General features: G+C 74.1%; 22 protein-coding genes. 10 read left to right on the top strand and 12 right to left on the bottom strand.

The window, feature by feature from the left end:
• Positions 1 to 123: 123 nt before the first annotated feature.
• Entirely contained in the window at positions 124 to 1086 is a 963-nt protein-coding gene (locus tag HS041_RS21495; RefSeq protein WP_196442431.1) for a helix-turn-helix transcriptional regulator, read from the bottom strand.
• 145 nt (positions 1087 to 1231) lie between these two features.
• Here HS041_RS21495 and pgm point away from each other — a divergent pair, with 145 nt between their 5' ends.
• Both pgm and HS041_RS21485 read left to right on the top strand, forming a co-directional pair.
• The gene (pgm, locus tag HS041_RS21490; RefSeq protein ID WP_196442430.1) at positions 1232 to 2869 is read left to right on the top strand and encodes a phosphoglucomutase (alpha-D-glucose-1,6-bisphosphate-dependent); all 1638 of its coding nucleotides are present in this window, start codon (positions 1232 to 1234) and stop codon (positions 2867 to 2869) included.
• A 207-nt stretch (positions 2870 to 3076) separates the two neighbouring features.
• Positions 3077 to 4156 carry an N-acetylglucosamine kinase gene (locus HS041_RS21485; RefSeq protein ID WP_196442429.1) on the top strand — a complete coding sequence of 360 codons (1080 nt, stop codon included), beginning with the start codon at positions 3077 to 3079 and terminating at the stop codon, positions 4154 to 4156.
• A 24-nt stretch (positions 4157 to 4180) separates the two neighbouring features.
• Here HS041_RS21485 and HS041_RS21480 read toward each other — a convergent pair whose 3' ends face one another.
• Positions 4181 to 5788, bottom strand: a complete 1608-nt coding sequence (locus HS041_RS21480) for a glycoside hydrolase family 10-like protein (protein ID WP_196442428.1) — start codon at positions 5786 to 5788, stop codon at positions 4181 to 4183.
• 411 nt (positions 5789 to 6199) lie between these two features.
• Between HS041_RS21480 and HS041_RS21475 the strand changes: the two genes are divergently transcribed.
• Positions 6200 to 7114, top strand: a complete 915-nt coding sequence (locus tag HS041_RS21475; RefSeq protein ID WP_196442427.1) for a MurR/RpiR family transcriptional regulator — start codon at positions 6200 to 6202, stop codon at positions 7112 to 7114.
• 81 nt (positions 7115 to 7195) lie between these two features.
• On the opposite strand, the gene HS041_RS21470 is transcribed toward HS041_RS21475, so the two are convergent.
• The 8 genes from HS041_RS21470 to HS041_RS21435 form a co-directional block, all read right to left on the bottom strand.
• Positions 7196 to 7669, bottom strand: a complete 474-nt coding sequence (locus HS041_RS21470) for an NUDIX domain-containing protein (protein ID WP_196442426.1) — start codon at positions 7667 to 7669, stop codon at positions 7196 to 7198.
• A gap of 144 nt (positions 7670 to 7813) precedes the next feature.
• Positions 7814 to 8818: an alpha/beta hydrolase gene (locus tag HS041_RS21465; RefSeq protein ID WP_196442425.1), complete on the bottom strand. Its 1005-nt coding sequence runs from the start codon at positions 8816 to 8818 to the stop codon at positions 7814 to 7816.
• A gap of 325 nt (positions 8819 to 9143) precedes the next feature.
• Positions 9144 to 10061 carry an N-acetylmuramic acid 6-phosphate etherase gene (gene murQ / locus HS041_RS21460; protein WP_196442424.1) on the bottom strand — a complete coding sequence of 306 codons (918 nt, stop codon included), beginning with the start codon at positions 10059 to 10061 and terminating at the stop codon, positions 9144 to 9146.
• Between the two features lie 35 nt (positions 10062 to 10096).
• On the bottom strand, positions 10097 to 10468 hold the full coding sequence (locus HS041_RS21455; RefSeq protein ID WP_230879168.1) for a hypothetical protein: 372 nt from the start codon (positions 10466 to 10468) through the stop codon (positions 10097 to 10099).
• Positions 10465 to 10626 carry a hypothetical protein gene (locus tag HS041_RS21450; RefSeq protein WP_196442643.1) on the bottom strand — a complete coding sequence of 54 codons (162 nt, stop codon included), beginning with the start codon at positions 10624 to 10626 and terminating at the stop codon, positions 10465 to 10467. The genes HS041_RS21455 and HS041_RS21450 overlap by 4 nt, the downstream gene beginning before the upstream one ends.
• A gap of 191 nt (positions 10627 to 10817) precedes the next feature.
• Positions 10818 to 11087 carry a hypothetical protein gene (locus HS041_RS21445; RefSeq protein WP_196442423.1) on the bottom strand — a complete coding sequence of 90 codons (270 nt, stop codon included), beginning with the start codon at positions 11085 to 11087 and terminating at the stop codon, positions 10818 to 10820.
• A 151-nt stretch (positions 11088 to 11238) separates the two neighbouring features.
• Positions 11239 to 12492 (bottom strand): sensor histidine kinase, encoded by a 1254-nt coding sequence (locus tag HS041_RS21440; protein WP_307845395.1) that lies wholly within the window; start codon positions 12490 to 12492, stop codon positions 11239 to 11241.
• A complete protein-coding gene (locus HS041_RS21435; protein WP_196442422.1) occupies positions 12489 to 13142 on the bottom strand; it encodes a response regulator transcription factor in 654 nt (217 codons plus the stop codon). Before HS041_RS21435 ends, HS041_RS21440 begins: the two co-directional genes overlap by 4 nt.
• Before the next feature lie 144 nt (positions 13143 to 13286).
• On the opposite strand from HS041_RS21435, the gene HS041_RS21430 reads away from it, so the two are divergent.
• The 7 genes from HS041_RS21430 to menC all read left to right on the top strand — a co-directional run bounded on the left by HS041_RS21430 (position 13287) and on the right by menC (position 20242).
• The gene (locus tag HS041_RS21430; protein ID WP_196442421.1) at positions 13287 to 13814 is read left to right on the top strand and encodes a hypothetical protein; all 528 of its coding nucleotides are present in this window, start codon (positions 13287 to 13289) and stop codon (positions 13812 to 13814) included.
• Complete coding sequence (locus tag HS041_RS21425; RefSeq protein ID WP_307845394.1) at positions 13811 to 14887, top strand: efflux RND transporter periplasmic adaptor subunit; 1077 nt, start codon at positions 13811 to 13813, stop codon at positions 14885 to 14887. Before HS041_RS21430 ends, HS041_RS21425 begins: the two co-directional genes overlap by 4 nt.
• Positions 14884 to 15603, top strand: a complete 720-nt coding sequence (locus tag HS041_RS21420; RefSeq protein ID WP_196442420.1) for an ABC transporter ATP-binding protein — start codon at positions 14884 to 14886, stop codon at positions 15601 to 15603. Before HS041_RS21425 ends, HS041_RS21420 begins: the two co-directional genes overlap by 4 nt.
• 55 nt (positions 15604 to 15658) lie before the next feature.
• Positions 15659 to 16858: an ABC transporter permease gene (locus tag HS041_RS21415; RefSeq protein WP_196442419.1), complete on the top strand. Its 1200-nt coding sequence runs from the start codon at positions 15659 to 15661 to the stop codon at positions 16856 to 16858.
• Positions 16859 to 16977: 119 nt separating this feature from the next.
• Positions 16978 to 18219 carry a M20 family metallopeptidase gene (locus tag HS041_RS21410; protein WP_307845393.1) on the top strand — a complete coding sequence of 414 codons (1242 nt, stop codon included), beginning with the start codon at positions 16978 to 16980 and terminating at the stop codon, positions 18217 to 18219.
• Complete coding sequence (locus HS041_RS21405; RefSeq protein ID WP_196442418.1) at positions 18216 to 18998, top strand: GNAT family N-acetyltransferase; 783 nt, start codon at positions 18216 to 18218, stop codon at positions 18996 to 18998. Before HS041_RS21410 ends, HS041_RS21405 begins: the two co-directional genes overlap by 4 nt.
• Before the next feature lie 143 nt (positions 18999 to 19141).
• Positions 19142 to 20242: an o-succinylbenzoate synthase gene (gene menC, locus HS041_RS21400; protein ID WP_196442417.1), complete on the top strand. Its 1101-nt coding sequence runs from the start codon at positions 19142 to 19144 to the stop codon at positions 20240 to 20242.
• 67 nt (positions 20243 to 20309) lie between these two features.
• Here the strand turns inward: menC and HS041_RS21395 are convergent, their stop codons facing one another.
• Together HS041_RS21395 and HS041_RS21390 are read right to left on the bottom strand one after the other, a co-directional pair.
• Positions 20310 to 21494: an alpha/beta hydrolase family protein gene (locus HS041_RS21395; protein WP_196442416.1), complete on the bottom strand. Its 1185-nt coding sequence runs from the start codon at positions 21492 to 21494 to the stop codon at positions 20310 to 20312.
• Positions 21495 to 21670: 176 nt separating this feature from the next.
• Entirely contained in the window at positions 21671 to 24157 is a 2487-nt protein-coding gene (locus tag HS041_RS21390; protein WP_196442415.1) for an NACHT domain-containing protein, read from the bottom strand.
• Position 24158: the final 1 nt, after the last annotated feature.

Below are 24158 nucleotides of genomic sequence, written 5' to 3'. Positions count from 1 at the left end.
ATCGTGCCTTTCGTTTGAGTGGACGTCTCTCCTATCGGGCGCGAAGACGAAAGGCTGAGAGGACCTCGCATCTTTCTCCGTCCCCGTTCCGCCCCTCCCACCCGGGCGGGGTCCGGTACGGGATCAGCCGGAGGTTCCGCCGACCGCGCGGGCGTAGCGGGCGGCCAGCGCGCGGACGTGCTCGACGAGCTCCGGCGGCTCGGCGACCTCGAAGTCGACCTCGAGCATGCCGAGGTAGAGGGCGAGCATGTGAGGGGTGTCGGATCCGGTGGTGATGACGCAGGTGCGCTCGCCGACCGGTTCCACGGTGACCGAGGGCGGCAGCCGCGGCGCGATCTCCTCGGCGGGAGCGTGGACCGTCACCCGGGCGACGTATTTCCAGACGGCCGTCTCCAGTCCTCTGGCGACATGGGCCGCGAATCCGCCCTCGGGGGGCTCTCGCGGGGCGAAGCGGGGGCCGTTGGGGGTGCGCAGGCGCATCCGGTCGACCCGGAAGGTGCGCCAGTCGTCGCGGGCGACGTCCCAGGCGGCGAGGTACCAGCGTCCGCGGGCGTGCACCAGCCGGTGGGGCTCGGCCTCGCGCGGGCCGCTCGCGCCGTCGTGCCCGGTGTAGTCGAAGCGCAGCCGCTCGCGGTCGCGGGATGCCCCGGCGATGGCGGTCAGGACGTCCGCCGCCACCGTGGGGCCTGTACCGGAGATCGGGACCATGTGGCTGTGCAGCGCGCCGACCCGGTGGCGCAGCCGCGAGGGCAGGACCTGTTCGAGCTTGGCCAGGGCCCGCAGCGACGTCTCCTCGATGCCGGTGACCGATCCCCCGGCGGCCGTGCGGAGCCCGACGGCGACCGCGACGGCCTCCTCGTCGTCGAGCAGCAGCGGCGGCATGGCCGCCCCCGCGCCCAGCCGGTATCCGCCGGCCGCGCCCGGGGTGGCGTGTACGGGATAGCCCAGGGCGCGCAGGCGCTCCACGTCGTTGCGGATGGTCCTGGTGGTGACGCCGAGCCGCTCGGCCAGCTGGGGACCGGACCAGTCGCGGGGAGTCTGGAGCAGGGAGAGCAGGCGCAGCAGGCGCGCCGAGGTGTCGAGCATGCCTCCAACGATGCCAGGCGACGCGGAAGAAAACCTTCCGCGTCATCCGGATCGAGCCGGGCCTGCGATCCGTGACCGGCGCACTCGTCGAAATGCCGGGAAGGCGGGTATGTAGCTTTTCCCGGGACGACATGAGGAGATCTTGATGACGCACGAGCGCGCCGGGCAGCCCGCCCAGCCGTCCGACCTGGTGGACGTGGCCCGCCTGGTGACCGCCTACTACGCCCTGCACCCCGATCCCGCGGAGGCCGGTCAGCGGGTGGCGTTCGGAACCTCGGGGCACCGCGGCTCATCACTGAACGCCGCCTTCAACGAGGACCACATCACCGCCACCAGCCAGGCCATCGTGGAGTACCGGGCGGCACGCGGCATCGACGGCCCGCTGTTCCTGGGGGCCGACACCCACGCACTGTCCGAACCGGCGCGGGTCTCGGCGCTGGAGGTCTTCGCGGCCAACGGGGTGACCGTGATGATCGACCCCCGGGACGGCCACACTCCGACCCCGGCGATCTCGCACGCCATCCTCGCCCACAACCGGGGGCGCACCACCGGGCTCGCCGACGGGGTGGTCGTCACCCCCTCGCACAACCCGCCGGGCGACGGCGGCTTCAAGTACAACCCGCCGGACGGCGGCCCGGCGGGCACCGAGGCCACCTCCTGGATCCAGAACCGGGCCAATGCGCTGATCGCGGACGGGTTGAAGGAGGTCAGGCGCCTGCCGTACGCCAGGGCCCTGGCCGCGGAGACGACCCTCCGCCACGACTTCCTCGGCGCCTACGTGGACGACCTCCCCTCGGTGATCGACCTCGACGCGATCCGTGCGGCGGGGGTGCGCGTCGGCGCCGACCCGCTGGGCGGAGCGAGCGTGGCCTACTGGGCGGAGATCGCCGAGCGGCACCGGATCGACCTGACGGTGATCAACCCGTCGATCGACCCGACGTGGCGGTTCATGACGCTCGACTGGGACGGGAAGATCCGCATGGACTGCTCCTCCCCCTACGCCATGGCCTCGCTGATCACGGGCCGCGACGCCTTCGCGGTGTCCACCGGCAACGACGCCGACGCCGACCGGCACGGCATCGTCACCCCCGACGGCGGGCTGATGAACCCCAACCACTACCTGGCCGTGGCGATCTCCTATCTCTACTCCCACCGGCCGGGCTGGCCCGCCGGGGCGGGGGTCGGCAAGACCCTGGTGAGCAGTGGCATGATCGACCGGGTCGCCGCCGGCCTGGGCAGGCGGCTGGTGGAGGTGCCCGTCGGGTTCAAGTGGTTCGTGCCGGGGCTGCTGGACGGCTCGCTCGGTTTCGGCGGCGAGGAGAGCGCGGGCGCCTCGTTCCTGCGGCGGGACGGTTCGGCGTGGACCACCGACAAGGACGGCCTGATCATGGCCCTGCTCGCCGCGGAGATCATCGCGACCACCGGCCGCTCGCCCAGCGAGCACTACGCCGAGCTGGTCTCCCGGTTCGGCGCCCCGGCCTACGCCCGGGTCGACGCCCCGGCGACCCGGGAGGAGAAGGCGGTGCTCGCCCGGCTCTCCGCCGAGCAGGTCACCGCCGACACCTTGGCAGGGGAGCCGATCACGCAGGTGCTCACCTCCGCTCCCGGCAACGGCGCGCCCCTCGGCGGGGTCAAGGTCTGCACCGACAGCGCCTGGTTCGCCGCCCGCCCCTCCGGCACCGAGGACGTCTACAAGATCTACGCCGAGTCGTTCAAGGGTCCCGAGCACCTGGCCGAGGTGCAGCGGGCGGCGCGAGAGCTGGTCTCGGCGTCACTCGGCTGAGGCGGGAGCGGGCCGGGCGGTGAGGTCGTACGGCGGGCGTCCCCGGCCCGAGGTCAGCCCGAGCACCCGCACGCCACCTCTTGGAGCAATTCTTCACCGAAGCGATGCATCCGGAAAATCCCTACCAGAACAGCGCGCGGCTCGGTGCCGATCCAGGAGAATGGCTCCCGCGACGAGGGCTCCGCCGGAGCCCGGAACGGAGCAGGCGTGACGACACTGGCCATCGGCGTCGACGGAGGCGGGACGAGCACCCGCTGTGTGGTGGCGACGGGCGGCGGCGAGGTGGCCGGGCGGGGATACGGCGCGGGCGCCAACATCCTGTCGGCCGCCGACCCCGGAGCGAGCCTGCGCACGGCGCTCCTGGCCGCGCTGGAGGGGCTTCCCCCCGGAGAGGTCGCGGCCGGCGTGTTCGCTCTGGCGGGTGCGGAGTCGGCGGGCGGGCGGGCCGACTCCCTCGTCTGGGAGGTGTGGCGCGGCTGCGGGCTGGCCGGGCGGCCCGAGATCGTCCCCGATCCGCTCGCCGCCTTCGCCGGGGCCACCGAGGAGCCGTCGGGAACGGTCCTGATCGCGGGGACCGGCGCGGTGGCCGCCCGGATCACCGGCCGCCGCCTCACCGGCCGAGCCGACGGGCACGGCTGGCTCCTCGGGGACGAGGGGTCGGGGGTGTGGATCGGGCAGCGGGCCGTACAGGCCGTGCTGGCCCTCCTCGACGGCCGGGCCGGGCCGACGGCGCTCCTCGACGCGGTCACCGCCCAGGTCGTGGCCTGGGAGATCGGGCAGACCTCGGCCCTGCGAGGGGAAGCCCTCCCCGAGCCGGAGGCCGCGCCCCTTCGCGAGGAGACCCCGCCCCGGGGAGAGGCCGCGATCACCGGTGACGCGCCGGGCCCGAGGCCCCCGGTTTCGGCGCCCCTGACCGCCCAGCGGGTCGTCCAGGCCATTCACGGAGGGATGGCGGCGGCGGGCCCCGCCTGGCTGGGTCGGCTGGCCCCGGCGGTGGAGGCGGCGGCGCGCGGCGGCGACGAGACGGCCCTCGGGATCCTCCGGGAGGCGGCGGACCGGCTCGTCTCCACCGTCCGCGCGCTCGGTCCCGGCTCCGGATCCCGCTCCGGGCCCCTGGTGCTCGCGGGCTCCCTGCTCACCAAGCCCACACTGCTGGCGGCGAGGGTGCGGGCCGAGCTCGGCGGCACCGCCGTCACCGCCCGCGACAGCGCCGCGGGAGCCGCCGCGCTCGCCCTCCACGCGGTCCTGCCGGACGCCCTTGCCGCCCACCGGAAGCTGATCTCCTGACCCCGCCCGGGCGGGTCCCGGCCGTCAGGCCGCCACCCGGCGGCCTCGGCTCGGCTCGCTCCGGCGGGCGGCCCGGTCGACGGCCGTCACGTAGTAGTGGGCGCCCCTGGTCCCCTCCGGGTCCACCCAGCGCAGGCGGCGGCCGCCCGGGAGGACGGCGACCAGGTGGCGCGCGTCGGCGAAGTCGCCGGGCCGGGCCTCGCGGTCGAGGCGGAAGACCGCGAACTGGAAGGGGGTGTTCCGGCCGGTCGCGACGGCCCGCAGCTCCACCCCTCCGGCCACCGTGCGAGCCGTCACGAGGACCGGGCGGCGCGGCGCGGGACCGCCCGCGAGGCGGGGCAGCAGCGGAGGGAGCGCGGGCCGGGCGTAGTGGTCGGACACGACCGTGGTGATCGAGCCCAGGCGGTCGGCCCGCACGTCACCGGAGTTGTACCAGATGTCGCCGCCGACCTCGGGGTGGTCCCGGTTGAGCGTCAGGTGCCGGGTGAGCTCGTCGGGCTGGAACCACGGGGCGGGCTGCCCGGCCGTCCCGGCCTTGTAGGCCGCCTGGCCGATCCAGAGCTGCACGCCGGTGCCCGCCGCCACGCCGGACCACCACGGGACCAGCTTGGCGTAGTCGGCGTTGGACTGGCCGATGTACCAGTAGAGCTGCGGGGCGATGTAGTCCAGCCAGCCCTTCCTGACCCAGCCCCGGGTGTCGGCGTGCAGGTTGTCGTAGGACTGGCCGCCGGAGGTGTCGGAGCCGAGCGGGTCGGTGGCCTTGTTGCGCCAGATGCCGGACGGGCTGATGCCCCAGGCGGCCTCCGGCCTGGCCCGCCGCACCCGCTGCTGCATCTCCTGCACGAGCAGGTCGACGTTGTTGCGCCGCCAGGCGGCCAGGTCGGGGAAGCCCCGGCCGTGCTCGGCGAAGGCGGCGCTGTCGTCGAAGGCGGTGGTGTTGACCGGGTAGAAGTAGTCGTCGAAGTGCAGGCCGTCGATGTCGTAGCGGGTGACCGCGTCCATCATGGCGTCCTGTACGAACGCCCGGACCTCGGGCATGCCCGGGTTGTAGTAGAGCTTGCCGCCGTAGGAGACGATCCAGTCGGGGTGCCTGCGGCCCGGGTGGTCGGGATGGAGGCCGGCCGGATCGGCCTGCATCGACACCCGGTAGGGGTTGAACCAGGCGTGGAAGGCCAGGCCCCGCCGGTGCGTCTCCTGCACCAGGAACGCCAGCGGGTCGTAGCCGGGGTCCTGCCCCTGCGTGCCGGTCAGGTACTGCGACCAGGGCTCGTACGGCGAGGGCCAGAAGGCGTCGGCGGTCGGCCGGATCTGCACGAAGACCGAGTTGAGCCTGCGGGCCTGCGCGAGGTCGAGCCAGGCGAGGTACTCGGCCCTCTGCTCGCCGGCGGGGAGGCCGGCCCTGGACGGCCAGTTGATGTTGACCACCGAGGCGATCCACATGCCGCGCATCTGGCGCAGCGGCGGGGCGGAGGCTGCGTGGGCGGCGGAGGCGAGACCTGCGCCGGGGCCCGGGGCGGAGGCTGCGGCGGAGACCGCGCTGGAGGCTGTGGCGGAGGCGGGCAGCGGCACGGCCGACGCGGCGGCGGCGAGGCCGAGGCCGCGCAGGACCGCGCGCCGGGTGGGTGAGCTCATGCGGACTCCTGGGGCATGAAGAAGGGAGCGCCGATGATGACGGTGGCAGAAAGTTACTTTCATATCAATGGCAATGAAAGAAAGTGTCATCGATGTGTAATCTGCTCCGGTCGTCCGGTTCCTCGCCGTCCGACACCTGCGGGGAGGCGGCCCGGGCCGGGCCTCTCCTGCGAGTCCGGGGCGGAGCCGCGCGGGCCGTACGGCTCCGCCCCGGCACGACCGTGGTCGAGACCGGAATTCCCGGCGAGCCGATCGGGCCGGTGTATATCACTGCTCAGGGCATTCCACGGGCTTCCGCCCACGTGGTCGCGCGATGGTTGATCAGCGACAAATAAGCTGATGCTGACACGAGAGGGTGGATATGAACGAGCACGACGGTCCCGCCGCGCGACCTCGCCGCGGGAGTCGCCCATGACCGAGAACGAGAGTCCCAGCCCGGCGAACCTGGTCGCGACGATCCGGGCGGTCCTGCCCTCCCTCACCCCCGCGGCCCAGGCCATCGCCCATCGCATCCTCGACGACCCGGGGATGGTGGCCCGCAGCACCATCACCGAGTTCAGCGCGATCTCCGGCACCAGCGAGGCCACCATCGTGCGCACCGCCCGGGCCCTGGGCTTCGCCGGATACTCCCAGCTGCGCTTCGCGCTGGCCGCGGCGGTGGCCAGCCAGACGCCCGAGCGGCTGGTCCCCGGCGACCTCGGACCCGACGACCCGCTCACCGACGTGATCGCGAAGGTGACCCGGGCCGAGTCGGAGGCGCTGGCCGACACCGCCGCGCAGCTCTCCCCCGACACGCTGGACGCGGTCGTGGGAGCCGTGTCCGCGGCCCGCCGGGTGGACGTCTACGGGGTCGGCGCGTCCGGCCTGGTCGCGGTGGACATGGCGCAGAAGCTGATGCGCATCGGCCTGTCCGGCCACGCCTTCACCGACGCGCACCTGGCCGTCACCAGCGCCGCGCTGGTCAAGCCGGGTGACGTGGTGGTCGGCGTGAGCTGCACCGGCGAGACCCCCGACGTGCTCGGCCCGGTTCGCGTCGCCCGCAAGGCCGGGGCCACGACCGTGGCCATCACCAACAACCCGCGCTCGTCACTGGCCGAGCTCGCCGACCACGTCATGGTCTCCGCGGGCCGCGAGACCGCCTTCCGCCCCGGCGCACTGGCCAGCCGGATCAGCCAGTTGCTCATCGTCGACTGCGTCTTCGTCGGCGTCGCCCAGCGCACCTTCGGCGCCTCCGACCCCGCTCTGCGCGCCACCCGCGACGCCCTGGAGGAGTTTCTCGCCGGCTTCCCTCGCCGCGGCAGGGCTTCGTCGACGCCCCAGAGCTGAGCGCCTGCGCATCCGCCGGTTCCGCCCGGCGGGTGCGGAACGCGCCGGGTCCGTCCGGCGGATCTCCGGCGGACGGGCCGGTCAGCCCTGCCGCGCCCGCCACCAGGCGAAGACGTCGGGCAGCACGACGGGCGCCCAACGGGACAGCCGCAGCCCCGCCATCTCGGCTTCGGACATGAAGCGCGCCTCGCTGATCTCCTCCCCGTCCGGGACGATCTCACCGCCCGCGACCGCGCAGCCGTACACCGTGATGACGTAGGAGGCCTGGTCCCCGTTCGGGTAGAGCAGGCGGAACTCCGGTCCCCCGTAAACCCCGATGACGTCGAGCGCCTCCACTTTGAGGCTCACCTCCTCGCGGACCTCGCGGACCAGGGCGTCGGCGGGATGCTCGTCGGGCTCGACCAGGCCGCCCGGCGGGGCCCACACGTCGTTCTCGTGCCGCGCCAGGAGGAGGCGGCCGCCGTCGTCGAACACGCAGGCGCACACGGACGGCAGGACGAGGAGATCGTGCCCGACGCGGGCGCGCAGCGAGGCGAGGAACTCGGAGATCGGCATGCTACCGGCGGAAGCTCGCGAGGCACCAGGTCATGCCCGCAGCCTAGTGGCGCCCGGTCGGGACGGCGACCGGCTTGGGCGAGACGTCCCCGGGTGATCGTGGTCCGGCGGCCCGGCCGCGCGGCTGCCGGGACGCCGGGGCGGCTACCGGGTCCCGGCCCGGGCGGCGGAGGCCACGTCCAGGATGCCGTCGACCACCAGGTCCTGCCGGGCGAGGTGGACGTAGTGCCGATCGGTGTCGGCGAGCACGTACCGGCCGCGGGTGGAGAGCTTCGCCAGGGCCTCGTAGATCCCCGGCGGCCCTCCGGCGCGCGCGGCGATCACGACGACGGGCATGTCTCCCCAGGCTCCGGGCCGCTCGGTGGCGTGGACCTGCCGGGTGCTGGACAGGAACACCTCGGCCTCCTCTTCCGCCGCCGTCATCGAGCCGGGCCCGTAGACGACCGGCGCGTGCTCGCGACCCGGCGCCGTGGTGTCCTCCGGCAGCAGCCAGTCCCCGGCCAGCCGGATCAGCCCGGAGCGGGCGGCGAGGCCGTACAGGCGTGTCTGACCGGTCATCAGCGGGATGCTCGCCTCGATGGCGGCGTCCGACTTCCCGGACGCGTCGGTGACGTCCACCAGGACCAGTCCCGCGACCCGCTCGGGGTGGCGGTCGGCGAGCAGGCGGACGACGTGCCCCCCGTAGGAGTGGGCGGCCAGGACGAACGGCCCGGTCTCGCCGCTGCGCTCCAGCAGCGCGTGCAGTTCGCCGGCGGCCCTGCCCGCGTCCCGGGGACCGGGGCCGGGCTCGCTCCAGGCGTATCCGGCGCGGTCGTAGGCGCAGGCCCGGACCGAGCGGGCGGCGAGCGCGGAGCGCACCCCCGCCCAGGTGCTGGAGGACTCGCCCCACCCGGCGTCGAGCAGCACGGTCGGTCCTCCGGCGCGGGGACCCTCGCAGTGCAGGTGGAGCCGGTGCCCGCCGACGTCGACGAGCCTGCCGGGCATCGGGTGGCGGGTGTCGTCCCCCGACTCCGCGACGGCCTCGGCCCCGAAGGCGGCACCGGCGAGGGCGATCAGCACGGCCAGCGTCCCTCCCGCGATCCGGCCCGCCCTGCGCAGCCGCCCCTTGCGCCCGGATCGTTTCCCGGCGCCCCCCGTCTTCGTTGCCATGTATCCGATCTCCGTGTGGTGCCGGCGAAAAGGGCGGTACGGCGCCTGCCCGGTGCGGCCCGACACCGGAGGGAACCCACCCACCGGACGGCCGTCCGTCACGGGCGGTGAACCGCCGCCAGGCGGGTGCCGTACCGCTCGGTGACCAGGCTTCCACCGGGACGCCGCCCGGCGGATCGGCTCTTCGGCCGACCGCACCGGTCCTGCGGGTGTGCCTCACGGCTGTGGTCTACGACCCGCGGACGACGTTCTTCCTCCGCGAGGATGACCCGGGGCCGCGCGCCCGAGGACTCACGGAACCGCGGCGGCCCGTCCCGGGAGGGCTTCAGGCACCGCGCACTCCCCCGGCGGCCAGGGCGGCCTCCAGGCTGTCGCCGTGGGCCGCCAGGAGGGCCCGGGCGCCCTCGCTGTCCAGGCCCTGCCCGATCATCAGCACCGCGACCTTCACGTTCCAGTCCGCCGCCTCCAGCACGGGGCGGACGGCGGAGATCCCGGCCCCGGTGATGTCGCTGACCATCCGGATGGCCCGGTCGGCGAGCTTGGCGTTGGCCGCCGACACCTCGATCATGTTGTTGCCGTAGGTGCGTCCCAGGCTGATCATCGCGATCGTGGAGATCATGTTGAGGACCAGCTTCTGCGCGGTCCCGGCCTTGAGGCGAGTCGACCCGGTCACCACCTCGGCCCCGACGACGACCTCGATCGGATACCGGGCCGCCGCAGAGATGGGGGTGCCCGCGTTGCACGACAGCGCCACGGTCAGCGCGTCCCTGCGGGCCGCCTCCCGGAGGGCTCCCACCACGAACGGCGCCCGCCCGCTGGCGGAGACGCCCACCACCGAGTCGAGCGCGCCCACCTCCCGCTCCACCATCGCGGCGGCTCCGGCCGGGGCGTCGTCCTCGGCCCCCTCGACCGAACGGGTCAGCGCGGGCACGCCGCCCGCGATGACGCCCTGCACCAGCTCCGGGTCGGTGCCGAAGGTCGGGGGGCACTCGGAGGCGTCCAGCACGGCCAGCCGTCCCGAGGTGCCCGCCCCCACGTAGACCAGGCGCCCGCCCCGTTTCATCCGGTCGACGATCGCTTCGATCGCGGCGGAGATCTCCGGGATCACCGCCGCCACCGCCCCGGGCACCGTCGCGTCGGCGGCGTTCATCAGCCGGACCGCCTGCTCGGTCGAGAGCCGGTCGATCTCCCGGTACCGCGGATCGTTCTGCTCGGTGGCCAGGCCGGCGAGTGGATCAGTCATGATGCCCCATGTCGCTTATTTTCATCAAAGACTTATCACGTGCACATCGTCTTCCATCGATGGGGTCGTGCCACCCGCCGCACCGAAGCCGGCGTGCCGGCCGTCCGGCGGTCACACCAGGTCGCGGCGGCGGAGCCAGGAGGCCCGCCCGGCGCCTCCGGACCGTGCAGCACCGGGATGGCCGAGAGCAACGACTGGGTGCAGGGGTGGACCGGACCGGAGATGATCGCCTCCACCGGGCCACGCTCGACGACCTGCCCCCGGTGGATGACGTACAGCTCGCCGTCCTCGCCGATGTACCGGGCGGTCGCCACATCGTGGGTGATGAACAGCACGCTCACGCCGAGCCGCTCGCGCAGGTCCTTCAGGAGCGCGAGGATGCCCAGCCGGAGCGAGACGTCGATCACGGGTTGATCGGCGCGTTGGCGTCGATGCCCGGCCGGAGACCGTCGATCGTGGTGTAGACACCGCCACCGCCGTCCCCGTGCCCGTCTCCCGGGCTGCCGCTGCGTGCCGTGACGGCGGCGAGGCCGAGCAACGCCGCTGCCGCTGCCGGACGCTTCATGAACCGCTCCGTAGGGGTCTTCGCCGAGCCGGGAAGGAGGGACTTTCCCGGACCATAAGGGCCCGTACGGCACAGCGTCAATAATTTACATCGGCCGCGAATGTTCTGTAATTTTCCTTCATCACCTCCCGGGTGGCACTCGGCTCCGGCGTCGGCACTCGGCTCCGGCGCACGGCGAGCGGGCAGGACGGCTACGTCTGGCCGGCCCCGCTGGAGCGCCGGACCGGAGCCGGGACACCGCTGTAGTCGACGTCGGGCAGCTTCACGATCTCGCCCGCTTCGACCCAGCGCTGCGTCACCGGGTCACCGCCGGACGTCTCGTGCGGCTGCAGGATCGCCAGCTCACCCCACCAGGTGATCCGGCCGTCGGCCTCGGTGCGACGCCACCGAAGCAGGAAAGCGGGCGTCTCGCCCCGATGGAGCACCATCGGCGGCAGCTTCAACGGTTCAACATCATCCACAATGATCACATTAAAGAGACAAGCCGCCGTCCGGCTAGCGGGCACGGCCGCTTCCTGCCTGCCGGACGGGAAGCCGAGCCCTCCGATCCGGTGTCCGTCCTCGACGGCTTCGCCGGGCGGCGACCGCCCCGGCCCAGACGGGAAAGCACCGCTAGGGCAGGCGCACGGTGACGGCGAGGCCGCCCTCGGGGCGGGCACGGGCGGTGACGGTGCCGCCGTGCGCGTCGGTGATCGCGCGCACGATGGACAGGCCGAGCCCGGCGCCGCGGGCCGAGCGCACGCGGTCTCCGTTCAGCCGGCGGAACGGCTCGAACAGGTCGTCCACCTCGTACGGCGGGACCGGGGGGCCGGTGTTCTCCACCGTGACGGCCGCGCCACCGCCACCACCACCGCTGAGACTCACCCAGACGTCGCCGTCGCGGACGTTGTACTTGACGGCGTTCTCCAGGAGATTGAACACGCAGCGTTCCAGGAAGAGCGGGTCGCCGTGGACCACCGCCGGGCGCAGGTCCCGGTGGACGGTGACGCGCCGCCCGCGGGGCTGCAGGTCGAGCTGTTCCAGCGCGGTGCCGACGACCTGTTCCAGGTCGACGGCCCGGCGCGTGGTGAGCTCCTGCTCGGACTGGGCCAGCAGCAGCAGGCCCTCGATCAGCCGCTCGTAGCGGGCGTTGGTGCCCAGCAGCGCCCGGGCCAGCGCCTTGAGGTCCGGTGAGGCGGCCGGTTCTTCCAGCGACACCTCCAGGACCGTGCGGTTGACCGCCAGCGGGGTGCGCAACTCGTGCGAGGCGTTGGCGATGAACCGGCGCTGGGTGTCGAACACCCGGTGCAGCCGGTCGAGCATCGCGTCGAAGGTGTCGGCCAGCCGTTTGACCTCGTCGTGCGGGCCCTGCAGGGCGATCCGCTCGTGCAGGGTGCTCTCCGAGAGCCGCTGCGCGGTCTCGGTCACCCGGTCGAGCGGGCGCAGTGCCCGGTCGGCGACCAGATAGCCGAGCAGCAGCGCGACGATCCCGATCAGGACCAGGACGACGAGCGAGGAGCGCAGCATCTCGCTGAGCACGTCGGCCGCCCGCTGCTGGATCTCCTTCTCCGCCTCCCGGGTGAGGGTCTCCCGCAGGATCCTCCCCCCGGGCGGCTCCCCGGACGGCGCCGGGGGCCGGCCGGAGATCATCCCTCCCTCGATCTTGACGAGGAACTGCTGGCTCAGCGCCCGGGCCGTCAGCAGGTAGGTGAATCCGAGCAGCACCGAACCGGCCAGGAAGAACAGCCCGCCGTACAGCAGGGTGAGCCGCGCGCGCAGTCCCAGCCTGTTCCAGGGCGGGACGGCCGCGAAGGCCCGTCCGGCGGAGGCGCCGGCCCTGCGGACCGGGCCCTGCGGTGTCCCCGGCGGTGTCCCCGGCGGTGTCACAGCCGGTATCCCTTGCCGGGCACGTTCTCCACCACCTGGGGCTCGCCCAGCTTCCTGCGCAGCGAGGTGACGGTTACGCGCAGCACGGCGGTGTCCTCCCCGGCGTACTCGTCCCAGACGCTCCTGCGCAGCTCGGCCGAGGTGACGAGCGCGCCGCCGGCGCCCAGCAGCTCGCGCAGGACGTCGAACTCCTTGCGGTTCAGCGCGATCTCCCTGCCGTCCCTGGCGACCGTGCGGCGGGCGGGGTCGAGCCGGATCCCGGCCCGCTCCAGCACGGGCGGCGCGGGCCGCGGGCGGCGGCGCGCGAGCGTGCGGATCCGGGCCACCAGCTCGGCGAAGACGAACGGCTTGGCCAGGTAGTCGTCGGCGCCCAGGCCCAGCCCGCCGACCCGGTCGCGGACCTGCCCCGCGGCGGTCAGCATGAGGATCCGGTTCGCCGCGCCCCCGGCCACCAGCTCGCGGCAGACCTCGTCGCCGTGCACCTCCGGCAGGTCGCGGTCCAGCACGACCACGTCGTAGTCGACGTAGGCGGTCATCTCCAGGGCCTCCCGGCCGTCGTAGGCCACGTCGACGGCGATGGCGTGCAACCGCAGTCCTCGCGCGATCGCCTCCGCCATCTGTTCCTCGTCCTCGACGACAAGCACTCTCATCCCGATCCCTTCCGTCGGCTCCGAGGGTCCTCCAGCGCGCGTTAGACGGGGATAAGGCGATCTCGGCTTATCCGGTTTTAGCACCGGGCCCGCTGGAGTGGGGCCACGCCCCGGGCGACCGACCCGCGGCGTGAAGGAGGATCCATGAACGTCCGACTGCTGCCGGCCGCAGCCTTGCTGGCACTGGCCCTCGCCGCGTGCGGCGGCGCCGACCCCGGCGGGGACGACATCGCCAGCGCCGCCGGCGGTACGGCGCAGCCCACCGCCCCGGCGTCGTCGCCGGCGTCGTCCTCGGCTCCGTCGGACCCGCAGGAGGCTCAGCTGAAGTTCGCCCAGTGCATGCGCGAGCACGGCGTCGACATGGACGACCCGGACGGGAGCGGCCGGATCAGCATCAAGTCCCGCCCCGGGGACCAGGCCAAGACCGAGAAGGCCATGAAGGAGTGCCAGCCGCTGATGGAGAGCGTGATCAAGGACAGGGGCCCGCAGAGCCCGCAGGACCGCGACCGGATGCTGAAGTTCGCCCAGTGCATGCGCGAGCACGGCGTCGACATGCCCGACCCCGGGCCCGACGGCAGGGTGCAGCTGCGCATGCAGGGCGGAGAGCAGAAGTTCAAGGAAGCCGAGGAGGCCTGCAAGGAGTTCGCGCCGGGCGCCGGGGGTCAGCAGTGAGGAAGAGCCTGATCGCAGGGGGCGTGGCCGTGCTGGCGGTGGCCGCCGCCTGGACGGCGGTGGCCGTGGCGGGCGACGGCTCCGCCGGGGCGGCGGCGCCCGGCGGCTCCGCCGCCCCGGCGGCCACCGCCGAGATCACCCGAACGGACCTGGTGGACACCAGGACCGTCGACGGGACGCTCACCTACGCCGGTGAGCGGCACGTGGCCGCGGCCGCCTCCGGGACCGTGACGTGGACGGCCGCCGAGGGCTCGGTGGTCCGCCGGGGCCGCCCGCTGCTCAGGATCGACAACGAGCCCCTGGTCCTGATGTACGGCAGGCTGCCGCTCTACCGGGAGCTGCGGCGGGGAGTCTCCGACGGCCCCGACGTCGAGCAGCTCGAACGCAACCTCAGGGCGCTCGGCCACGGCGACGACCTGACCGTGGACGACCACTTCAGCTACGCGACCTATCTGGCCGTGCTGGAGTGGCAGGACGACGCGGGCCTGCCGGAGACCGGGGCGGTGGACGCCTCTCAGGTGGTGTTCCTGCCCTCCGCGGTCCGGGTGACCGAGGTCGGGGCCGAGGTCGGCCGGAGGGTCGCCCCCGGCCAGGAGGTCTTCACCGTCACCGGCATCCGGCGGCTGGTGCACGTGGACCTCGACGCCACCGACCAGGCGCTGGCCAGGAAGGGCGCCCGGGTCACGGTGGAGCTGCCCGGCGGCGAGCGGGTGACCGGGAAGATCACCTCGGTGGGCCGGGTGGCCGAGACCTCCGGGACCGGCGATCCGGCGCAGGAGAGCGAGGTCACCGTGGACGTCGACATCACCCTGGGCAAGGACCCGAAGACCAGGATGGACCAGGCCCCGGTCGAGGTGGAACTGGAGAGCGAACGGCGCGAGGACGTGCTCGCCGTACCGGTGGAGGCGCTGGTCGCGCTGCGCGAGGGCGGCTTCGGCGTCGAGGTCGTGGAGGACACCGGGGGCGCCACCCGGATCGTGGCGGTGAAGACCGGCGTCTTCGGCAGCGGCCTGGTGGAGGTCACCGGCGCGGGGCTCACCGAGGGTACGAAGGTCGGGGTGCCGTCCTCATGAGCGAGCCGTACGTGGTGGAACTGCGCGGAGTGAGCAAGTCCTACGGCGATGTGCGGGCGCTGCGCGGGGTGGACCTGACGGTCGCCGACGGCGAGCTGCTGGCCATCGTCGGCCCGTCGGGTTCCGGCAAGTCCACCATGCTCCACATGATCGGAACCCTGGACCTGCCCACCAGCGGGAACGTGCGCATCGCCGGCCACGACGTCGCCCGGCTCTCCGACCGCGAGCTGTCGGCGCTGCGCGCACGGTATCTGGGCTTCGTGTTCCAGCAGTTCCATCTGGCCTCGGGGGTGAGCGCGCTGGACAACGTGGCCGACGGCCTGCTCTACACCGGCACCCCGCGGCGGGTCCGGCGCGAGCGCGCCGCCGCCGCCCTGGAGCGGGTGGGCCTGGGCCACCGGCTGGAACACCGGCCGCACCAGCTCTCGGGCGGCGAGCAGCAGCGGGTGGCGGTGGCCCGCGCGGTGGCGGGCGAGCCGTCGCTGCTGCTGGCCGACGAGCCGACCGGCAACCTGGACTCCGCCGCGGGGGCGGAGGTGCTGCGGGTCCTGGGCGACCTGCACGCGGCCGGGACCACGATCGCCGTCATCACCCACGACGCGGAGATCGCCGAGTGGTGCCCACGGCGCGTCCGGGTCCGCGACGGCCGGATCGTCGAGGACCAGGGCTCCGGCCGCACACCCCCCGCGGAGATCACGAAGGGAGTCCCGGCATGAGTCCCCCGGCCATCAGCATGAGTCTTCCGGCCACCGGCGACGGGGCGGTGCGACGGTGAGCGCCGGCGCACGGCCGGCGCCCGCCCGGCTCAGCCCCTCCGACGTCCTGCGGGTCGGCGCGGCCGGGCTCCGGTCCCGCCCGGCCCGGGTGGTCCTGTCCGCGCTCGGCATCGCCATCGGCATCGCCACCATGGTCGCGGTGATCGGCATCTCGTCCTCGTCCCGTGAGGAGCTGCTGCGCCAGCTCGACCGGCTCGGCACCAACCTGCTCACCGTCTCGCCGGGCCAGACCCTGTTCGGGGAGGACGCGCAGCTGCCCACCGGCGCGCTCGCCATGGTCAAGCGCATCGGGCCGGTGAGCACGGCCTCGGCCACCGGATCGGTGGACGCGACCGTACGGCGCACCGACCGCATCCCCGAGGCGGTGACCGGGGGCATCGCCGTACAGGCCGCGACCGGCGAGCTGCTCACCACGCTGGAGGGAACCGTCTCGAAGGGAACCTGGCTGAACGCCGCCACCGAGCGGCAGCCCGCCGTGGTCCTCGGCTCGAAGGCCGCCGAGAGGCTCGGCATCACCAGGACCGGCGTCCAGGTGTGGCTGGGCGAGCGGTGGTTCACCGTCATCGGCGTCCTGGGCCCGATGCCGCTCGCCCCCGAGATCGAACGCTCGGCGCTGGTCGGGTTCCCTGCCGCCGAGAAGCACCTGGGCTTCGACGGGCACCCCACGACGATCTACGAGCGGTCGTCGGAGGAGGCGGTGGAGGCCGTACGGGCGGTCCTGCCCCGCACGGTCAGCCCGGAGAACCCCGAGGAGGTCGAGGTCAGCAGACCCTCCGACGCGCTGGCCGCCAGGGCCGCCGCCGCGGGGGCGTTCACGAACCTGCTGCTCGGGCTGGGGGCGGTGGCGCTGCTGGTCGGCGGGGTCGGTGTGGCCAACACCATGGTGATCTCGGTGCTGGAGCGGCGCAGGGAGATCGGGCTGCGCCGCTCGCTGGGCGCCACCCGGGGGCAGGTACGCGTCCAGTTCCTGGCGGAGTCGCTGCTGCTGTCCGCTCTGGGCGGCGTCACAGGGGCGGTTTTGGGCGCCCTGGCCACCGTCGGGTACGCGCTGTCGCGGGACTGGCCGCCCGTCGTGCCGCCCTGGGCGATCGGGGGCGCGGTCGGCGCCACGCTCGTCATCGGCACGCTCGCCGGAATCTATCCCGCCATGCGGGCCGCCCGGCTGTCCCCGACCGTCGCCCTGGCCGCCTCCTGACGCCGGCCACCGGTCCGGCCGGCCGGGCGAACCGGGGAGTCCCGCTCGGGATGTCCCCTGAGCACAGCGGTCGCGCTCCTTTTGTAGGGTCACGGTAAACCTCGTCGAAAGGCTGGTTCGTGTCCGCTGACTCCGTCGGCCCGGTCGTCCCTGCCGGTCTGACCGCCCCCCGCTCCCGCCCCGCCGCGCTGGAGGCCATGCTGCGGGACCTGGAGGAGCTCGTCACCTGCGAGTCCTTCTCCGCCGACCTGGCCGCGGTCGCCCGCAGCGCCGAGGTCGTCGCCGCGCAGGGGACCCGCCTGCTCGGCGCCGCGCCCGAGAAGATCGTGATCGACGGCGTCACCCACCTGCGCTGGGCCTTCGGCATCCCCCGGGTGCTCGTCCTCGGCCACCACGACACGGTCTGGCCCGTCGGCTCCCTTCAGACCCGGCCCTGGTCGGTGGCGGACGGGATCGCCCGGGGGCCGGGCGTGTTCGACATGAAGGCCGGGCTGGTCCAGGCGTTCCACGCGCTGGCCTCGCTGCCGTCCCTGGACGGGGTCTGCCTGCTGGTCACCGGTGACGAGGAGGCCGGCTCGGTCACCTCTCGCGCCCTGGTGGAGGAGGCGGCGCTCCGGTGCTCGGCGGCGTTCGTACTGGAGGCGAGCGCCGAGGGCGGGGCGCTGAAGACCGCGCGCAAGGGCACCTCGAACTACGAGGTCCTGGTGCACGGCAGGGCCGCGCACGCGGGGCTCGACCCCGGCCGGGGCGCGAACGCCGCGGTCGAGCTGGCCCACCAGATCCTCGCGATCGAGGGCATCGCCGCACCGGCGGACGAGGGCGCGGACCCGGCGGTCCCCGGAGCGGGGACCGCGCCCGCGGCTCCGGGCGCGGGGACCACGGTCACGCCGACCGTCCTGGCAGCCGGGACGACGGTCAACACCGTGCCCGCGCTGGCCCGGGTCTCCGTGGACGTGCGGGTGCCTTCCCTGGCCGCGCAGGAGCGGGTGGACGGGCTGATGCGGGCACTGTCCCCCCGGCTCGCCGGGACCCGGCTGGAGATCCTCGGCGGGCCGAACCGGCCGCCGATGGAGGAGTCCGCCTCCGCCGGGCTGTTCGCCCTGGCCCAGCGGGTCGCCGCCGGGCTGGGTCTCGGCCCGCTCGCCGGGACCGGCGTGGGCGGGGCCTCCGACGGCAACTTCACCGCCGGGGCGGGGTGTCCCACCCTCGACGGGCTCGGCGCGGTCGGAGGCGGTGCCCACGCCGACGACGAGCACGTGGTCGTCGCCGAGATGCCGGGCCGTACGGCGCTGCTGGCCGGGCTGGTCGAGGCGGTCCTGGCCGGGGCCGGGGAGGGCGCGGCCGGGACGGGAGCGCGGTGAGCGGCACCGTGGTGCGCGAGCTCCGCTCCCTGGAGGAGTTCGAGCAGGTCTTCCGGCTGTTCGACCGCATCTGGCGGCCCGAGCCCGGAAACGCCCCCGCCACGGTCGAGCTGATGCGGGCGCTGTCGCACGCGGGCAACTACGTGGCCGGGGCCTACACGCAGGACGGGCGGCTGGCCGGTGCGTCGGTCGGATTCCTGGCCGCCCCGGCGGGCCGGGCGCTGCACTCCCACGTCACCGGCGCCGAGGCCGGGCACGGGATCGGGCTGGCGCTCAAGCTCCACCAGCGCGAATGGGCGCTGGCCCGGGGCCTGGACCGGATCACCTGGACCTACGACCCGCTGGTACGGCGCAACGCCCACTTCAACCTGGTCAAGCTCGGCGCCCTGCCGGAGGAGTACCTGCCGTCGTTCTACGGCGCCATGGACGACGCGATCAACGCCGGAGACGAGTCGGACCGGGTGCTGGCCGTCTGGCGGCTCGCCGAACCGCGCGTGGCGGCCGCCGTCGGAGGGGAGCCGTGCCCGCCCGAGGTGCCGCCGGACGCCGCGACGGGGCTGGGCGACCGCGACGGCCGCCCGGTTCCCGGCCGGGCCGACGCCCGGGTGGTGCTGGTGGCGGTGCCCGCCGACGTCGAGGCCCTGCGCCGCCGGGACCCCGGGGCGGCCAAGGCCTGGCGGCACGCCGTGCGCGAGGTGCTGGGCGGCCTCATGGCCGAGGGCGCCCGCGTCACCGGATTTCACCAGAAATCGTGCTATGTCGTAGAAAGGCCCGGCTGACCGGCCGGGAAGCCCGGCGGGCGCACCGTCCCTCCCCTCCCCGCACCCCTCTTCCCGCACCGTCCCTCTCCCCGCACCGCGAGGAGTCGTGCCGGACTCCTCCCCGCGGCCGAGACCCGGGACCCCACCGTCAAGGAGATTCGATGGAGATCACCGGAGTCGAGCTGCGGCGGATCACGATGCCGCTGGTCGCACCGTTCCGCACCTCGTTCGGGACCGAGACGGCCCGCGACGTGCTGCTGGTCCGGGTCGTCACCCCCGGGGCCGAGGGCTGGGGCGAGTGCGTGGCCATGGCCGAACCCCGCTACTCCTCCGAGTACGCCGACGGGGCCGCCCAGGCCCTGCGCCGCTTCCTCGTCCCCGCCCTCCCCCGGCACGCCGACGCCCACGCCGCCGGCCGGGCGATGGAGCCGTTCAAGGGCCACCGGATGGCCAAGGCAGCCCTGGAGACCGCCGTCCTGGACGCCCGGCTCCGCGCCGCCGGCGAGTCGTTCGGGTCCTTCCTCGGCGCCGCCCGCGACCGCGTCCCGTGCGGCGTCTCGGTCGGCATCATGAACTCCGTCCCCGAGCTCCTCGACGCCGTCGCCGGTTACGTCGAGGAGGGCTACGTGCGGATCAAGCTGAAGATCGAACCGGGCTGGGACGTCGCCCCGGTTCGAGCGGTGCGCGAGCGCTTCGGCGACGACCTGCTGCTCCAGGTCGACGCCAACGCCGCCTACCGCCTCTCCGACGCCCACCACCTCGCCCGGCTGGACGCCTTCGGGCTGCTGCTGATCGAGCAACCCCTGGCCGACGACGACCTGGTCCAGCACGCCCGGCTGGCGAAGCTGCTGCGCACGCCGATCTGCCTGGACGAGTCGATCGAGTCCGCCGCGCACGCCGCCGCCGCGATCTCCCTGGGCGCCTGCGCCATCGTCAACGTCAAGCCCGGCCGCGTCGGCGGCTACCTGGAGGCCCGCCGCATCCACGATCTGTGCCGGGCGCACGGCGTGGCCGTCTGGTGCGGCGGCATGCTGGAGACCGGCCTCGGCCGCGCCGCCAACGTCGCCCTGGCCGCGCTGCCCGGCTTCACCCTGCCCGGCGACACCTCCGGCTCGGGCCGCTACTACGCCACCGACATCACGCCGCCGTTCGTCCTGGACGGCGGGCACCTGCCCGTCCCGACCGGCCCCGGCCTCGGCGTGGAGCCCGTCCCGGAGATCCTGGACGAGGTCACCGTCTCCACCGAGTGGATCGCCCTGTGACACCGTCCCCCCGGCACGGGCTCTCCCCCGCCCCCTCAGGACGCGGAACGCCGGTCCGCCGGCCGGGTCACTTCAGGACGGTGACCTCGGGGTAGCGCTTGGCGGGCCCGTCGAACAGCGGCTGTGCGCGCCCGCGCAGGTGGAGGTCGAAGAAGGCGCCGGCGTACGTGCGGGTGATCTCCAGCGAGCGCGTCCCGGAGAGGGTGCCGAACATCTCCTTGTCGCCGAGCCGGTCGGCCAGCAGCGGCGCGTAGTCGGTGAAGGATCCGTGGCCCGCGGTCCCGACCGCGGCCCAGCGCCGCCAGCCGGTCATGCGCTGCCAGTCCCGGGTCCAGGTGGGGTCGCCCACGCCCGGCTCGGTCCGTCCGGCGCCCAGCAGCAGGAACGGCTTGCCGAGCCCCTTGTCCGGGATCGGGATCCAGAAGGTGCCGTCCATGTTGATCCCGGCGCGCACCCGGGAGTCGGTGAGCATGGTGTGCGTGGCGCTGTTGCCGCCGACGGAGTGGCCGGCCATGCCGATCCGGGACCGGTCGATCAGGCCGGCGTGCTTCCAGGCCGGCTTCTTCCCGGTCAGCCGGTCGAGGACGAAGGAGACGTCCGCCGCACGGGTCCGGGCACTCTTCTCGCCGAATCCGGGCTCGTTCTGCGAGGCGCAGGAGACACAGGTCTCGGTGCGCCCTCCCGGGAAGGTCGTGGCGGCCTCGTGCGTGTGGTCGACGCCCACGACCGCGTAACCCCGGCTCGCCAGATCCTCCGCCAGCGCCGTCAGCGAGCTGCGGGGCATGCCGAAGCCGGGTGAGAGCACGACGAGGGGCAGTCCGCGACGACGCCCGAGCGGCGCGGCGTCGGCGACCGCGTTGGTCCGCGTCCGGCTCAGCGACTCCCCGGGCACGCCGGCGCCCTGCCCCTGCAGCAGCAGCTCCGCCTCCTTCACGGTCATGTACGGCGCCGTCCCCTCCTTGCCGGTCCTGGCGGGGTACCAGATCGAGACCATGAGCTCCCGGGCCTTCTGCTCGGGCACCCACGGGTCGGGGCGGGAGCCGTCCACCAGGTGCAGCGTCGTCACGCCCACCGCGTGCGGTCCCGTCGGCCGGGGCAGGGCGAGCGCACCGGCCGGATCCGGTGCGGTGGCGGGAGCGCCCGCGGCGGGCGCGGGCGGCGCCCCGGTCGCGGCAAGAGCGGTGACGGGAGCAACGAGGACGGCAGATGCGACAGATGCGGCCAGAGCACCGCGAAGTACTGATCGTGACATGCGGATCATCCTCGCGGCACCCGGCCGCGCGCACCTCGGCCGAAAAGGCACTCGGCGGATACGACTTCCGCAGGAACCCCTACGCCGGTGGTCGCAGTCGCACGCCACGCGGACCACGACGAAAGGCGGTGCCCCTCAGCCCGTGGCGGGAGGCCGCACCGGGCGGGTCCCTCCTCTCATCGCCCGCCCGCAGGCGGGGCCGACGGCACCGCGGCCAGATGGTCCTGGAGTTCGGCGTGCCGGAACTGGTAGACCGGGCCGACCGCACGGAGCAGGCCGAGGCGGTGGGCGTCGTCCAGGAAGGACATCAGTTCCCGGGGGAGTCCGACGGTCAGGGCGAGGCGGGCGGTGGCGATCAGATAGGCCGTCCAGGCGTGGTGACGCCCGGCCACGAGCCCTGCGGTCACGCCGAAGGTGAGAGCGTAGACCAGCCCGACCGCCAGGCCGAAGGCGGGGGTCTCGGTGAACCCGGCTGCGAGCCCGCTCGCCAGGCCGCCCATCAGCGCGCCGGTGGAGCCGACGGTGGCGGCACGTACGAGGTTGAGGGTCCGGTCCGCACGCCAGCTGGCCAGAGGCGTGCCGGCCCGCCCCTCCGGGGACGGGGCCTCGGCCCATGCGGCGAACCCCGCCGCGAAGCCGTGGGCCAGGCCGACCGCCAGCCCGGAACAGATCCCGGCGACGAGGACGTCGACGATGGAATCGACCGTCAGCCACATCATGACCACCATCGCCAGCCCGGCGCCGAAGCCGGAGAGCAGCCCGCGCACCGGCCTGAACGAGGGTCCGGACCGGCGTCCTCGCGGCCGGAGGTCGGCGAAGCCCGGCGGCTGCCGCGCCCAGGAGCGCGCCGAGTGCGCGATCACGAGGCCGGCGGTGAGCCCGAAGGCCAGCCCGTAGGCCAGGCCGTGGACCGGGAACGGCGTGAACCCCTGGGCGAGACCGGTCGCGATCAGAGAGACCGCCGCGATCGTGAGCGCGACGACGAGGCCCAGCGCGAGCCGGACCATGAGGGTGACGGCGCGGGTGGTGCCGGCCAGCCGCCACCAGGCCAGGTCACGCGTACGGGGCGTGCCGTCGGCGTTGCGCGGGTGGGTGAGGTGGTGGGCCAGGTAGCCGAGCACGTACCGTACCCGGTCGGGGTCGTGGCGGCGGCGCGGCCGGAATACGTCGCCCGGATGGCGGCTGGGCGGACGGGTCTCGATCAGCGCTGCGACGAGCCGGTCGAGCAGATGGGCGCGGAGCGCCTCGGGGCCGGGGAACCGTACCGGGTCGAGCAGGGCCGCCGGATCGGCGTCCGGAGCGACGTAGACGGCGCGCAGCAGCCACAACCCGAGCGGGGTCGCGGCGACCCCGGCCAGCGCGCCGATGGGACCCGCCTCGGCGGCGGGAGCGGCGGCCAGGCCGGTGAGGATCCTCTCCCAGGCCGGTCCCGGCCGGACGGGAAGGCAACGTCGCAGGTATCCGGCGGCCGCGGCGGGGTCCAGCGGATCGGGTTCCAGGACCACCGCCGAGGTGAGCACGTCGCCGCCGCGCTCAACGGCGCCGCGGTAGTCATGGGTCCGGGCGGTCACGACGAGCTGGTCGGTCGCGCCGAGTGAGCGGTTGAGCGCGGCGATGACGGTGACCCGGGCCGCCGCGGGGAGCTCGTCCAGCCCGTCCAGCACCGGTAGGACATGTCCGCGGGCGGCCAGGATCACGGGCGCCTCGGAGCCCAGGCCCGTGGCGCGCAGCGCCGGATAGTCCTGGGCGAGCCGCGCCGCCAGCCAATCCTGCAGCAGTGGGAAGGCCGCGGTGTCCCAGTCGGCGACCGGCAGCAGCACGGGCACCGGCTCTTCCGCATGGTCGCGGCGGGTGGCCAGCAGTTCCAGCAGCAGCTGGACCGCCAGGGTGGTCTTGCCCGTGCCCGGCCCGCCCAGGATCACCAGGCGCCGGCGGCCCATCGCACGGAACCGGCCGGCCAGCGCGGCGATGTCGCCGCTCGACGCGGTCAGCGGAGACGGATCGGGAGTGAGGTTGGCCGGATGGTCCATCAGCCGATCGTCGCCGGTCAGCCGCCAGCGCACCGGGATGGGGTCGGGGTCGGCCAGCGACCGGAGCCTCGCCTCTGCGCGCCACTGCTGGTCGACCAGCCCGGCCAGCACCTCTCCGGCGTCCGCCACGGCATCCGCCGCCGGTGCCGTGGGACCGGTCCTGCGGGACCGCTCCGGCCGAGTCGATCGGGGTGACGGCTCCGGCGCGGAGACGGACGACGTCCCCGTCCCGGTCGCCGGAGGATCGGGGGACTGCAGCCGCCTGGCCGCCTCGCCGGCCTGCCGCCTGTCGCTTCGCAGTCCGGCCAGCCGTACCAGCAGTTCCCGGTAGGCCGTGTCCCAGGCCTGGGGCTCGCTCAGCTCGGCGGGCAGTGGCCGGCCGGACTCGCCGGCGATGCGCAGGCAGGTGTCGACGAAGACCTCGACATGCTCCTGCTCCGGCCGTACGGGACGGGTCTCACTGATCATTCCGGCGATCGTGCTGCGTTTCAGCCGCAGCGGGGGCTGCCCGGTACGGCGGCGGGGCGTCCGGGCGCTGGCCGACTCCAGATCCCGGACCGAGACCGCGGCGGCGTCCTTCAACGCCCGCAGCCGCCGCGCGAACGGCAGCCGGGGATCCGAATCGTCGAGCACT

It is taken from the genome of Planomonospora sp. ID67723 (assembly GCF_015711605.1).
Taxonomy (GTDB): Bacteria; Actinomycetota; Actinomycetes; order Streptosporangiales; family Streptosporangiaceae; genus Planomonospora_A.
The sequence above is the reverse complement of the archived record's forward strand: the minus strand, read 5'-3'. Positions and strand labels throughout refer to the sequence as shown.